This is a genomic window from Streptomyces jumonjinensis, assembly GCF_009600885.1.
In the GTDB taxonomy this organism is placed as follows: domain Bacteria; phylum Actinomycetota; class Actinomycetes; order Streptomycetales; family Streptomycetaceae; genus Streptomyces; species Streptomyces jumonjinensis.
Genome location: NZ_VCLA01000024.1, coordinates 92,112 through 104,540, shown reverse-complemented (window position 1 = coordinate 104,540; position 12,429 = coordinate 92,112). Strand labels below are relative to the sequence as shown.

Genomic DNA, 12,429 nt, shown 5'->3' with positions numbered 1-12,429 from the left:
CAGCTGAGGCCGACTCAGATGTCGAGGAAGCGGACGTCCTTGGCGTTGCGCTGGATGAAGGAGCGCCGGGCCTCGACGTCCTCGCCCATCAGCACCGAGAAGAGATCGTCGGCCTGTGCCGCGTCGTCCAGCGTCACCTGACCGAGCACGCGGTGCTCGATGTCCATGGTGGTGATGCGCAGTTCTTCGGCGTTCATCTCGCCCAGGCCCTTGAAGCGCTGGATCGAGTCCTCCCTGATCCGCTTGCCCTGCTGCTTGCCCAGCTCGACCAGGGCGTCCCGCTCACGGTCGGAGTAGCCGTACTCGAAGTCGTCCCGGCCCCACTTGATTTTGTAGAGCGGCGGGCGCGACAGGAACACATGCCCGGCCTCGACCAGGGGCCGCATGAAGCGGAAGAGGAAGGTCAGCAGCAGGGTGTTGATGTGCTGACCGTCGACGTCGGCGTCCGCCATCAGAATGATCTTGTGATAGCGGAGCTTCTCGATGTCGAAGTCCTCGTGGACTCCGGTGCCGAAGGCCGAGATCAGCGCCTGGACCTCGGTGTTCTGGAGGATCTTGTCGATCCGGGCCTTCTCGACGTTCAGGATCTTGCCTCGGATGGGCAGGATGGCCTGGTACATCGGGTTGCGGCCGGACTTCGCCGAGCCGCCGGCGGAGTCGCCCTCGACGATGAAGATCTCGCACTTGGTGGGGTCGTTCGACTGGCAGTCGCTGAGCTTGCCCGGCAGCGAGGCCGACTCCAGCAGGCCCTTGCGGCGGGTCAGATCGCGGGCCTTGCGGGCGGCGACCCGCGCGGTCTGCGCCTGGATCGACTTGCGGATGATGTCCGCGGCCTCGTTGGGGTTGCGGTCGAACCAGTCGGTGAGGTGCTCGTGCACGACCTTCTGGACGAAGGTCTTCGCCTCGGTGTTGCCGAGCTTGGTCTTGGTCTGGCCCTCGAACTGCGGCTCGCCCAGCTTGACCGAGATGATCGCCGTCAGACCCTCGCGGATGTCCTCGCCCGAGAGGTTGTCGTCCTTCTCGCGCAGCAGCTTCTTGTCGCGCCCGTAGCGGTTGACCAGGCCCGTGAGCGCGGCGCGGAAGCCCTCTTCGTGGGTGCCGCCCTCATGCGTGTGGATGGTGTTCGCGAAGGAGTACACGCCCTCGGTGTACTGCGAGTTCCACTGCATCGCGATCTCGACCGAGAGCAGCCGCTCCCGGTCCTCGGCCTCGATGTCGATCACGGTGGGGTGGATCAGCTCGCCCTTGCGCGAGTTCAGGTACTTCACGAAGTCGACGATGCCGCCCTCGTAGTGGTACGTGACCGAGCGCACCTGCTCCTGGTCGGGCCCCTCGGCGCTGTCGGCGCCCGCCGTGGCCTTGGCCGACTCCCGCTCGTCGGTCAGCGTCAGGGTCAGGCCCTTGTTGAGGAAGGCCATCTCCTGGAAGCGCCGGGAGAGCGTCTCGAAGGAGTACTCGGTGGTCTCGAAGACATCGCCGTCGGCCCAGAACGTCACCGTGGTGCCGCTCTCGTCGGTCGCCTCGTTCCGCGCGAGGGGGGCGGTGGGGACGCCGAGCTTGTAGTCCTGGGTCCAGCGGTAGCCGTCCCGCTTGACCTCGACGGAGACCTTGGAGGAGAGGGCGTTGACGACGGAGACGCCGACGCCGTGCAGACCACCGGAGACGGCGTAGCCGCCGCCGCCGAACTTGCCGCCCGCGTGCAGGACCGTGAGCACGACCTCGACGGCCGGCTTGTTCTCGGACGGAACGATGCCCACGGGGATGCCGCGGCCGTTGTCCACGACGCGCACTCCGCCGTCGGCGAGGATCGTCACGTCGATGGTGTCCGCGTGCCCGGCCATCGCCTCGTCGACGGAGTTGTCGACGACCTCCTGGACCAAGTGATGAAGCCCACGCTCACCGGTCGAGCCGATGTACATGCCGGGGCGCTTGCGGACCGCGTCCAGCCCCTCGAGGACGGTGATCGCACTGGCGTCGTACGAGGCGGTGACCTCGCCGGATCCATCGGCGGGGGTGGACGGGTTGTTCTCGTTGGGGTTGCCGGAATCGGCCACGAAGCGCCCTTTCTGGCACAGCACAAGCCGTTCTCCGTGCAGGCGGGAGCGGCTGCGTCGTTCGACATGTTCCGCGAGGTGGCGGGATTGTCCACCAGTCTACCGGTACCGCCGACGCTAATGGGGGTTTGGCGGTGGCTGAGTCCGCATGTGCCGCCCTGAACCCCATCGGTCCGACTCCCCATATCCGGGAAGGGGCTCCAGGAGGCTCACACCGGCATTGAGCGCTTTGACCTGTGAATGGCCGGATACGGTGAGGGACGTCTCTCCGAAGGGCCCGCCGAGAAGGCCCGCGCGCCCGGGAGCGTCGACTGGAATCGTCTGTTCCGAGTGCCCGGACCGGGGGTGATACCGGTACGCATGTCCATAAATCGGACCTGGCCGGGCCGAGGGGCGCGGGGCGGGGGCCGGGACGCGGTCGGACCCGGCGGGACCGGACGACACCAGACCCGGCGGACCCGGCGACCCCGGCGACCCCGGCGACCCCACCGGCCCCGGCCCGCTCATCCGTAGGTGTCCCCCGGGCCCACGCTCCCCGGCGCCCGCAGCGGTCCGTATCCCCTCCGGGGCCCGCCCGGACCCAGCACCCGGATCAGCCTGACCGTCCCCTGGCCCAGGTCCTCGTTCAGCCGCGCCACCAGCCTCGGCGCCAGCAGCCGCAGCTGCGTCGCCCACGCCGTCGAATCGCACTGCACGGTGAGCACCCGCTCCTCGGGATCCTCGTCGTACCTCAGCGGCACACAGTGCTTGGCCAGATCGTCGCCCACGATCTGCGGCCAGCGGCCCATCACCCCGCCCACCGCGGCCGGGGTCTCCCAGCCCCGCTCGGTGATCAGCCGGTTGATCGCGGCCCCGAGCGCCAGGGGGTCCCGGCCATCCGCACGGGCCCCGGAGCGAAGTCCTCCACCCCGCCTGGCCTGCTTCTTCTCCTGAGCCGCCGCGCCACGGGCACGAGCCTGCTCCTTGGCCGCGCGCAGCGCGACCCGGGCCAGATCGACCCCCGAGGGCTCCGGAACGGCACCGGCTGCGGGGGCGGCGTCGGCGGCCGGACCGGTGCCGGGCAGGGCGCCCGCGCCGGGGCCGTCCGCCCCCGGACCGCTCGCACTCGCACGGTTCGCACCGGAACGGCTCGTACCGGAACGGCTCGTACCGGAACGGCCCACACCAGGGCCGAGAGGCTCGTTCATACCCGTGCCACCTCTCCTCCGGACACCTTGTACCGCGCCCCGGCCAGCACCCCGGGAACATCGTCGTCGACCGCCGCGGTCACCAGGACCTGCTCGCCCGGCGCCACCAGCTCCGCCAGCCGCTCGCGCCGCCGGGCGTCCAGCTCCGCGAAGACGTCGTCCAGCACGAGCACGGGCTCATTGCCCTCCGCCCGCAGCAGGTCGTACGAGGCCAGCCGCAGCGCCAGCGCGTACGACCAGGACTCGCCATGGCTGGCGTACCCCTTCGCGGGCAGCTCTCCCAGCTTCAGCGTCAGCTCGTCACGGTGCGGACCGACCAGCGTGACCCCCCGTTCGATCTCCTGCTTCCGCGCCTCGCCCAGGGCTTCCAGCAGCAGGGCCCCGAGCTCCTCACGTCCCAGCGCGCCGTCGACCTCACCGGCCGAACAGCGATAGTCCAGCCCGATCGGACCGCCGCCCGGGGCCAGTGATTCATACGCCTTGTCGGTCAGCGGTCGCAGCGCCGTGATCAGCTCCAGACGCCGCGCCAGCAGCTCCGCGCCGGTCCGCGCCAGATGCTGGTCCCACACATCCAGCGTCGACAGATCGGCCCCGGACTTCGCCGCGCCGTGCCGCCGCGCCATCGCCGCCGACTTCAGCAGAGTGTTGCGCTGCTTGAGCACCCGCTCATAGTCCGAGCGCACCCCCGCCATCCGCGGCGAACGCGCCGTGACCAGCTCGTCCAGAAAACGCCGGCGGTCGCCGGGGTCGCCCTTGACCAGCGCCAGATCCTCCGGGGCGAAGAGCACCGTCCGTATGATCCCCAGCACGTCACGCGGTCTGACCTGCGACGATCTATTGATACGGGCGCGGTTCGCCTTCCCCGGGTTGAGTTCGAGCTCCACCAGCTGGGAGCGCTCGCCCTGGGCGACGGCCGCCCTGATCACCGCGCGCTGCGCTCCCACCCGTACCAGCGGCGCATCCGATGAGACCCGGTGGCTGGCGAGAGTGGCCAGATAGCCGACCGCCTCGACCAGATTCGTCTTGCCCTGCCCGTTCGCCCCCACGAACGAGGTGACGCCCGGATCGAGCGGCACCTCGACCCGGGCGTACGAGCGGAAGTCGGCCAGCGACAGATGCGTGACATGCATGGGTACGGGCCGACCTCCGGCTGAAAGGTTTACTTCTTGTTCTCCACCGCGTGGCCGCCGAACTGGTTGCGCAGCGCGGCGATCATCTTCATCTGCGGGGAGTCGTCCTGACGGGAGGCGAAGCGGGCGAAGAGCGAAGCGGTGATCGCGGGCAGCGGTACGGCGTTGTCGATGGCGGCCTCCCCCGTCCACCGGCCCTCGCCGCTGTCCTGTGCGAAGCCGCGCAGCTTGTCCAGGTGCTCGTCCTCGTCCAGGGCGTTGACCGCGAGGTCGAGCAGCCAGGAGCGGATGACGGTGCCCTCCTGCCAGGAGCGGAAGACCTCGCGCACATCGGTGACCGAGTCGACCTTCTCCAGCAGCTCCCAGCCCTCGGCGTAGGCCTGCATCATGGCGTACTCGATGCCGTTGTGGACCATCTTGGCGAAGTGGCCCGCGCCCACCTTGCCCGCGTGGACCGAGCCGAACTCGCCCACGGGCTTGAGCGCGTCGAAGATCGGCTGCACCCGGGCGACATGCTCGGCGGTGCCGCCGTACATCAGCGCGTAGCCGTTCTCCAGGCCCCAGACGCCGCCGGAGACTCCGCAGTCCACGAAGCCGATGCCCTTGATGCCCAGCTCGACGGCGTGCCGCTCGTCGTCGGTCCAGCGCGAGTTCCCGCCGTCCACGACGATGTCGCCGGGGGAGAGCAGCTCGGCCAGCTCATCGATGGTGGACTGGGTCGCGGCTCCGGCCGGAACCATCACCCACACCACCCGGGGACCCTCCAGGCTGTCCACAAGCTCCTTGAGGCTGTGGACATCGGCGACGTCCGGGTTCCGGTCGTAGCCGATGACGGTGTGGCCCGCGCGGCGGATGCGCTCGCGCATGTTGCCGCCCATTTTGCCGAGGCCGACGAGGCCGAGCTCCATCTGAGTGTCCTTAAGCGTCGTAAAGCCGATTCATGAACCGAATCCGAGCCTACGCCGGAGTGCGGCGTACAGCCCGACGGGCCCGCTCGGGTACGAGCGGGCCCGTCGCGATCACGGTCCGGCGGCCCGGAGCGGGCTCAGCCCGAGAGCCGCACCGGCATGATCAGGTACTTGTACGCCTCGTCGGCCTCGGCGTCCATGCCCGGCTTGCCGCTGAGCAGCGCGGGCTTGGTGGAGGTGGTGAACGACAGCTGGGCGACCGGGGAGTCGATCGCGCTCAGACCGTCGAGCAGGAAGGTGGGGTTGAAGGCGATGGAGATGTCATCGCCCTCCAGCTGGGCGTCGACGCGCTCCACAGCCTGTGCGTCGTCGCTGGAGCCGGCTTCCAGGATCAGCACGCCCTGCTCGAAGCTCAGCCGGACCGGGGTGTTCCGCTCGGCGACGAGGGCCACCCGCTTGACGGCCTCGACGAACGGCGCGGTCTCGATCACCGCCACCGAGTTGAACTCGGTGGGGAAGAGCGTGCGGTACTTCGGCAGATCGCCTTCGAGCAGCCGGGTGGTGGTCCGCCGTCCCGCGCCCTCGAAGCCGATGAGGCCCTCTCCGGCACCAGAGCCGGAGAGCGCCAGGGTGACGGTGTCACCGCTGGTCAGGGCCTTGGCGGTGTCCAGCAATGTCTTGGCGGGCACCAGCGCGACGGCGGAGGCGTCCGGGTTCTCCGGCTTCCACAGGAACTCGCGGACCGCGAAGCGGTAGCGGTCGGTGGAGGCCAGGGTGACGCTGTCGCCCTCGATCTCGATCCGTACGCCGGTGAGGACGGGGAGGGTGTCGTCGCGGCCCGCCGCGATGGCGACCTGGGCGGCGGCGGCGGCGAAGACCTCGCCGGGCACGGTGCCGGTCGCGGTCGGCATCTGCGGCAGCGCCGGGTACTCCTCCACCGGAAGGGTGTGGAGGGTGAAGCGGGAGGAGCCGCAGACCACGGTCGCCCGTACACCGTCTGTGGAAATCTCCACCGGGCGGTTGGGGAGGGCGCGGCAGATGTCCGCCAGCAGCCGGCCGGAGACGAGAACGGTGCCGGTCTCGTCGACCTCGGCCTCGACGGAGACCTTGGCGGAGACCTCGTAGTCGAAGCTGGAGAAGCTGAGCGCGCCGTCCTCGGCCTTCAGAAGCAGGCCTGCGAGCACGGGCGCCGGCGGACGGGCCGGGAGGCTCCTGGCCACCCAGGCCACCGCCTCCGCGAGTACATCGCGCTCAACCCGGATCTTCACCGGAACCGCCTCCTGCTGTTGCTGGCTCGCCTTGCTGGCCTTCGTCGTCGGCTGTGTCGCCGGGGACCAGTCTGACGCACCGCACTGACAGTCGGCGCGGGTCGCGGTCAAGTCGTGACCAAGGCTGCCGGGGTCCGCGGAGCCGAGTTGTGCACAGGACCCACTTCGAAGCGAATTCCCCGGTAACTCTAGGTGGGAGTAGTAGTAGGGCCTGTGGAAACGGTGGATAACGTCGTTTTCGCAGGTCAACCCCGGTTTTTTATCCACCGTGCCTGTGGGTGGGACCGGTGGATAACCGGGGGTGTCTGTGGACACCGAAAAGTTCTGCACACCCCATGCACAGGCAGCGGGCAGTTTTCCCCAGCCCTGTCCCCAGCTTTACCCAGGTTCCCCACAGCCCAATCCAGCATCTTGGTGTGACGGCTTTCACTCGACACGGTGAGAGCGCGGTTCATGTTGCCGAACAGTGGACAGCGGTGTGGAGAAGCTGTGGGAAACCCTCCCCGGCCTGTGGGCCGCCGGTGGACAACGGTGATCACGCCCTGTGGACGAATCCGCTGTCCACAGCCTGTGGACAGCGGTTGGCCACAATTCCACAGGCACCTGACCTGCTGAGATGATCAACGCATCGCGTCGCCTGTGGACACCGTCTGGAAAACTTCGCGGTCCCCAGGCTGTGGACGGCGTGTTCTCCCCGAACCTGTGGAGAACACGGTGACACAGACCCCTATTCGAACAACGTCGTAGCGCCCGGATCGGCCCGGCGGGCCTCCCGCGGGCCCGGCGAAGCCCGCGGAAGCCCGTCCAGAGGCTCCGGAAGGGCCTCTCGGAGCCTCTGGACGGGTCTCTTCAGCAGTCCTCTCCGGGCTACTCCAGGCACCCGGCGCTTCGGCCTCTCCGGCGTACGCGGCGTACTCCGGACCCCGGCAGGCGTCCGCGGAGGCCCGCCGGGAGCCCCACGGAGAGCGAGAAGCGCCCCGGGACAGGGACACTCCCGGGGCGCTTCCTTGGGCTTCTGAGCGGGCTGAGCGGGCTGAGGCTGAGAGGGGCTGAGCGGCGCTGTGTCAGCCGTTCTTGATGCGGTTGGTGAGCTCCGTGACCTGGTTGTAGATGGACCGCCGCTCGGCCATCAGCGCCCGGATCTTCCGGTCCGCGTGCATCACCGTCGTATGGTCGCGCCCACCGAACTGCGCGCCGATCTTCGGCAGTGAGAGATCGGTCAGCTCACGGCAGAGGTACATCGCGATCTGCCGGGCCGTGACCAGCACCCGGCTGCGCGAGGAGCCGCAGAGATCCTCCACCGTCAGCCCGAAGTAGTCGGCGGTCGCCGCCATGATCGCGCCCGCGGTGATCTCGGGAGCGCTGTCCTCGCCGCCGGGGATCAGATCCTTCAGCACGATCTCGGTGAGGCCGAGGTCGACGGGCTGCCGGTTGAGCGAGGCGAACGCCGTCACCCGGATCAGCGCGCCCTCCAGCTCACGGATGTTGCGCGAGATCCGGGACGCGATGAACTCCAGCACCTCCGGCGGGGCGTTCAGCTGCTCCTGGACCGCCTTCTTCCGCAGGATCGCGATCCGGGTCTCCAGCTCCGGGGGCTGCACATCGGTGGTCAGCCCCCACTCGAAGCGGTTGCGGAGCCGGTCCTCCAGGGTCATCAGCTGCTTGGGCGGCCGGTCGGAGGAGAGCACGATCTGCTTGTTGGCGTTGTGGAGCGTGTTGAAGGTGTGGAAGAACTCCTCCTGCGTCGACTCCTTGCTCGCCAGGAACTGGATGTCGTCGACCAGCAGGATGTCCACATCGCGGTAGCGCTTGCGGAAGGTGTCGCCCTTGCCGTCGCGGATCGAGTTGATGAACTCGTTGGTGAACTCCTCCGAGCTCACGTACCGCACCCGGGTCCCGGGGTAGAGGCTGCGCGCGTAGTGCCCGATGGCATGGAGCAGATGCGTCTTGCCGAGACCGGACTCCCCATAGATGAACAGGGGGTTGTACGCCTTGGCCGGGGCCTCCGCGACCGCCACGGCCGCCGCGTGGGCGAACCGGTTGGAGGCGCCGATGACGAAGGTGTCGAAGAGGTACTTCGGGTTCAGCCGCGCGTGCGGCTCGCCGGGGCCGCCGGCCGGGGAGGGCTGCGCCCCCAGCGGTCCGGGTGCGCCGCCCGTGGAGCCGCCGCGGTGCTGCGGGGCGGACTCGGGCAGCTCCCGCCGCTCCGGCCGGGACTCATAGCCCGACCGGTCGGACTGCTGCGGGGAGTGGTAGTCGGGCTGGGACCGGGGAGAGGCGTACGGATCGCGGTCCTGGAAGCCGCCGAGCCGCGGCTGCTGCCAGGAGAGATCCTCCTGGCCGCGCGGCCAGGAACCGGGCTCGTGGCGCTGCTGGTACTCCGGGTACGCGGGACGCGCCTCCGGCAGCCCGTCGTCCGGGGTCCGGTGCCCGTACCCCCCGTAGGGGGCCTCCCGCTGATAGCCCTGGTGCTCGTCGTGCTGCTGCCCCTGATAGGGCTGCTGCGAGGCGGGCGGCTGCTGGGCCGGGGGCTCGCCCACGGAGTCGTCCACGGTGATCGCGATCCGGATGGGACGGCCGCACTCACGGCTCAGCGTGTCGCTGATCAGCGGGGCGAGCCGGCCCTCCAGGACCCGCTTGCCCCATTCGTTGGGGACGGCGAGCAGTGCGGTGTCGGCGACCAGCGCGAGCGGCTGGCAGCGTTCGATCCACTGCTTGTCCTTCGACTCGATGCCCTGCGGGCCCTCGGCGAGGAGCTGTTCCAGCACTCGTGGCCACACTGCGGCAAGATCGGCAGGTACGTCAGCCACAGGGCACGCTCTCTCGCAGGTCCCACGAATGTGTGGTTCTCGGGACGGGATGGAAGGACAGGCAAGAACAGAAAGGAAAAGGTTCGAAGTCCATCCACGGTAGTCAGGGCGGGCCGCGAGGTTCAAGTTGTTGTCCACAGCCTGTGCACAGTGGACCCCGCCGACGCTCTGGTTTGACCGGATGGCGTAGCCGCGCGTACCGTGACCAGGTCGAGTTGTCGATGGCTGCTGCCGCCTGCCTCCGATGGGCAAAGATCACTCTCCGTGATTATGAAGCGGTGCACTCGGGCGTGAACGCGAGCTTCTCGTGGGCGCACGGTGACAGCCAGGCGATGTCCCGCCATCTACGAGTCATTTCTGGAGCCCCCGAGTGAGCAAGCGCACCTTCCAGCCGAACAACCGTCGTCGTGCGAAGACCCACGGCTTCCGTCTGCGCATGCGCACCCGTGCCGGCCGCGCGATTCTCGCGTCTCGCCGCACCAAGGGTCGCGCCCGCCTGTCCGCCTGACCGCGTACAGGTCATGACGTGCTGCCTACCGAGAATCGGCTGAGGCGGCGCGAGGACTTCGCGACCGCGGTACGACGAGGCCGCCGGGCCGGACGCCCGCTTCTCGTCGTCCATCTACGCAGCGGTTCACCGGACCCGCACGCGCCTGGGGAGAGCGCTTCCCCGACGTGTGCGGGTTTCGTCGTGAGCAAGGCAGTGGGCGGAGCGGTCGTGCGCAACCAGGTCAAGCGCAGGCTGAGGCATCTGATACGCGACCGCCTGGGCGAGCTGCCCCCCGGTAGCCTGGTGGTCGTACGAGCGCTGCCCGGTGCGGGCGACGCCGATCATGCACAGCTGGCCCGAGACCTGGATGCCGCCCTCCAGCGGCTGCTGGGAGGGGGCGCGCGATGAAGTACCCGCTGCTGGCTCTGATCAAGCTGTATCAGTGGACGATCAGTCCCATGCTGGGGCCTGTCTGCAGGTACTACCCGTCGTGTTCCCACTACGGATACACGGCCATCGACCGGCACGGTGCGGTCAAGGGCACAGTGCTCACCGCCTGGCGCATTCTGCGGTGCAATCCGTGGTCGCCGGGCGGAGTGGACCATGTCCCGCCCCGCAAGCGTCCGCGGTGGCACGAAATGCTGCGTGACGCCGTACGCGGCAGCAAGGGCGGGAACTCCGCCGCCGATGTGCCTTCCCGGGGTTCGGTCGCCGAAACCCCGAGTCCGGCCGCAGAGACCTCGCCCAATGCTCAAGGAGCCTGATTAGTGGACACGATTGCCAGTCTCTTCAGCTTTATCACCACACCTGTTTCGTGGATCATTGTCCAGTTCCACAAGCTCTACGGGGCGATCTTCGGTCCTGACACGGGCTGGGCCTGGGGACTGTCGATCGTTTCGCTGGTGATCCTCATCCGCATCTGTCTGATCCCGCTTTTTGTGAAGCAGATCAAGTCGATGCGGAACATGCAGGCGCTCCAGCCGAAGATGAAGGCGATCCAGGAGCGCTACAAGAGCGACAAGCAGCGTCAGTCCGAAGAGATGATGAAGCTGTACAAGGAGACGGGCACCAACCCGCTCTCCTCGTGTCTGCCGATTCTGGCGCAGTCGCCGTTCTTCTTCGCCCTGTACTACGTGCTCTCCAACATCGCCTCCGGCAACACGGTCGGCGTGATCAATGAGCAGCTGCTCGACAGCGCCCGGCAGGCCCATATCTTCGGTGCCCCGCTCGCTGCCAAGTTCATGGACAGCCCGGAGAAGGTCGCTTCTCTCGACGCCTCGCTGAACAGCGTGCGCATCGTCACGGCGATCATGATCGTCCTGATGTCGGCGTCGCAGTTCTACACGCAGCGCCAGCTGATGCAGAAGAACGTCGACCTCACGGTCAAGACGCCGTATATGCAGCAGCAGAAGATGATGATGTACATCTTCCCGGTGATCTTCGCCGTGATGGGCATCAACTTCCCCGTCGGCGTTCTCGTCTACTGGCTGACCACCAACGTGTGGACCATGGGCCAGCAGATGTATGTGATCAACCAGAACCCGACCCCCGGCAGCAAGGCTCAGGACGAGTACCTCCAGCGTCTGCTGAAGTCCGTCGGCGTCCGTGGCGAGGTCCGGTCGCGCCGTAAGCGCAATGTCGTCCAGGCCATCGTCGCCAAGGGCCCGGACCGCAATGACAACGAGCGCAAGTTCATCAGCGGTCTGGCCAAGGCCGGATTCGCCGCTCAGGCGGACGGGACGGTGGCCAAGAGCGAGACGGTCGCCGCCGAGACCGAGAGCGGCGCCCAGGGCAGGCGGCAGCAGCCCAAGCGTCAGACCAAGGCGAAGCGTTCCCAGGCCACGGCCAAGACCGCCGGCGACGAGTCCGACTCCAAGCTCTCCCTGGAGAAGGAGACCAAGCCGAAGCAGGCCGGCAAGCCCGCCGCCCGGCAGCAGCCCAAGGCGGGACAGCGCAAGGGTCAGCAGCGGCCCAAGCACCCGTCGTCCAAGAAGTAAGAAGGAGTCAGTCCGTGACGGAAGGCACCATCCCCGCCGCCGCCGAGGAAGGCGACACCCTTACCCGCCTTGAGCAGGAGGGGGAGATCGCCGCCGACTACCTCGAAGGTCTGCTCGACATCGCCGATCTCGACGGTGACATCGACATGGACGTCGAGGCCGACCGGGCCGCTGTCTCGATCGTCAGCGAGCCGGGCGGCCGCGATCTCCAGAAGCTCGTCGGCCGGGACGGCGAGGTTCTGGAAGCCCTCCAGGAGCTGACCCGTCTCGCCGTGCACCGGGAGACCGGCGACCGCAGCCGGCTGATGCTGGACATCGCGGGCTTCCGGGCCCAGAAGCGTACGGAGCTCGCCCAGCTGGGCGCTCAGGCCGCCGACGAGGTGAAGAGCAGCGGAGAGCCGGTGAAGATGAAGCCGATGACTCCCTTCGAGCGCAAGGTCGTGCATGACGCGGTCGCCGCCGCTGGTCTGCGCAGTGAGTCCGAGGGCGAGGAGCCGCAGCGCTTCGTCGTCGTGCTCCCCGCCTGATCCATCATTGTTTCCTCGGCCCCGTCTGTGCGCAGGCGGGGCCGATCTTTGTCAGCCT

General features: G+C 68.3%; 11 protein-coding genes. 5 read left to right on the top strand and 6 right to left on the bottom strand.

Features of this window, described 5'->3' with window-relative positions; all coding sequences use genetic code 11:
• Positions 1 to 14 precede the first annotated feature (14 nt).
• The 6 genes from gyrB to dnaA form a co-directional block, all read right to left on the bottom strand.
• On the bottom strand, positions 15 to 2,078 hold the full coding sequence (gyrB, locus tag FF041_RS03595) for a DNA topoisomerase (ATP-hydrolyzing) subunit B (protein WP_323371996.1): 2,064 nt from the start codon (positions 2,076 to 2,078) through the stop codon (positions 15 to 17).
• Between the two features lie 479 nt (positions 2,079 to 2,557).
• Positions 2,558 to 3,241 carry a DUF721 domain-containing protein gene (locus tag FF041_RS03590; protein WP_228388011.1) on the bottom strand — a complete coding sequence of 228 codons (684 nt, stop codon included), beginning with the start codon at positions 3,239 to 3,241 and terminating at the stop codon, positions 2,558 to 2,560.
• Entirely contained in the window at positions 3,238 to 4,371 is a 1,134-nt protein-coding gene (gene recF, locus FF041_RS03585; protein WP_153520973.1) for a DNA replication/repair protein RecF, read from the bottom strand. The genes FF041_RS03590 and recF overlap by 4 nt, the downstream gene beginning before the upstream one ends.
• A 29-nt stretch (positions 4,372 to 4,400) precedes the next feature.
• Positions 4,401 to 5,279, bottom strand: coding sequence for a phosphogluconate dehydrogenase (NAD(+)-dependent, decarboxylating) (gnd, locus tag FF041_RS03580; protein ID WP_153520972.1), 879 nt, complete (start codon positions 5,277 to 5,279; stop codon positions 4,401 to 4,403).
• Positions 5,280 to 5,416: 137 nt separating this feature from the next.
• Positions 5,417 to 6,547, bottom strand: coding sequence for a DNA polymerase III subunit beta (gene dnaN, locus FF041_RS03575; RefSeq protein ID WP_323391117.1), 1,131 nt, complete (start codon positions 6,545 to 6,547; stop codon positions 5,417 to 5,419).
• A gap of 1,064 nt (positions 6,548 to 7,611) precedes the next feature.
• Positions 7,612 to 9,357, bottom strand: coding sequence for a chromosomal replication initiator protein DnaA (dnaA, locus tag FF041_RS03570; protein WP_323391115.1), 1,746 nt, complete (start codon positions 9,355 to 9,357; stop codon positions 7,612 to 7,614).
• A 370-nt stretch (positions 9,358 to 9,727) separates the two neighbouring features.
• Here dnaA and rpmH point away from each other — a divergent pair, with 370 nt between their 5' ends.
• Genes rpmH through FF041_RS03545 form a run of 5 tightly spaced genes read left to right on the top strand, consistent with a single transcriptional unit; the run spans position 9,728 to position 12,371 of the window.
• A complete protein-coding gene (rpmH, locus tag FF041_RS03565; RefSeq protein WP_008746848.1) occupies positions 9,728 to 9,865 on the top strand; it encodes a 50S ribosomal protein L34 in 138 nt (45 codons plus the stop codon).
• A gap of 18 nt (positions 9,866 to 9,883) precedes the next feature.
• A complete protein-coding gene (gene rnpA, locus FF041_RS03560; RefSeq protein WP_323372002.1) occupies positions 9,884 to 10,255 on the top strand; it encodes a ribonuclease P protein component in 372 nt (123 codons plus the stop codon).
• Complete coding sequence (gene yidD, locus FF041_RS03555; protein ID WP_153520971.1) at positions 10,252 to 10,611, top strand: membrane protein insertion efficiency factor YidD; 360 nt, start codon at positions 10,252 to 10,254, stop codon at positions 10,609 to 10,611. Before rnpA ends, yidD begins: the two co-directional genes overlap by 4 nt.
• A gap of 3 nt (positions 10,612 to 10,614) precedes the next feature.
• Complete coding sequence (yidC, locus tag FF041_RS03550; protein WP_323391113.1) at positions 10,615 to 11,844, top strand: membrane protein insertase YidC; 1,230 nt, start codon at positions 10,615 to 10,617, stop codon at positions 11,842 to 11,844.
• A gap of 14 nt (positions 11,845 to 11,858) precedes the next feature.
• Entirely contained in the window at positions 11,859 to 12,371 is a 513-nt protein-coding gene (locus FF041_RS03545) for a Jag family protein (RefSeq protein ID WP_323372004.1), read from the top strand.
• Positions 12,372 to 12,429 lie beyond the last annotated feature (58 nt).

Excerpts from the sequence above, each read along its gene's own strand:
- FF041_RS03590 (WP_228388011.1), bottom strand. The coding sequence starts at position 3,241 with ATGAACGAGCCTCTCGGCCCTGGTGTGGGCCGTTCCGGTACGAGCCGT.
- recF (WP_153520973.1), bottom strand. The coding sequence starts at position 4,371 with ATGCATGTCACGCATCTGTCGCTGGCCGACTTCCGCTCGTACGCCCGG.
- gnd (WP_153520972.1), bottom strand. The coding sequence starts at position 5,279 with ATGGAGCTCGGCCTCGTCGGCCTCGGCAAAATGGGCGGCAACATGCGC.
- yidD (WP_153520971.1), top strand. The coding sequence starts at position 10,252 with ATGAAGTACCCGCTGCTGGCTCTGATCAAGCTGTATCAGTGGACGATC.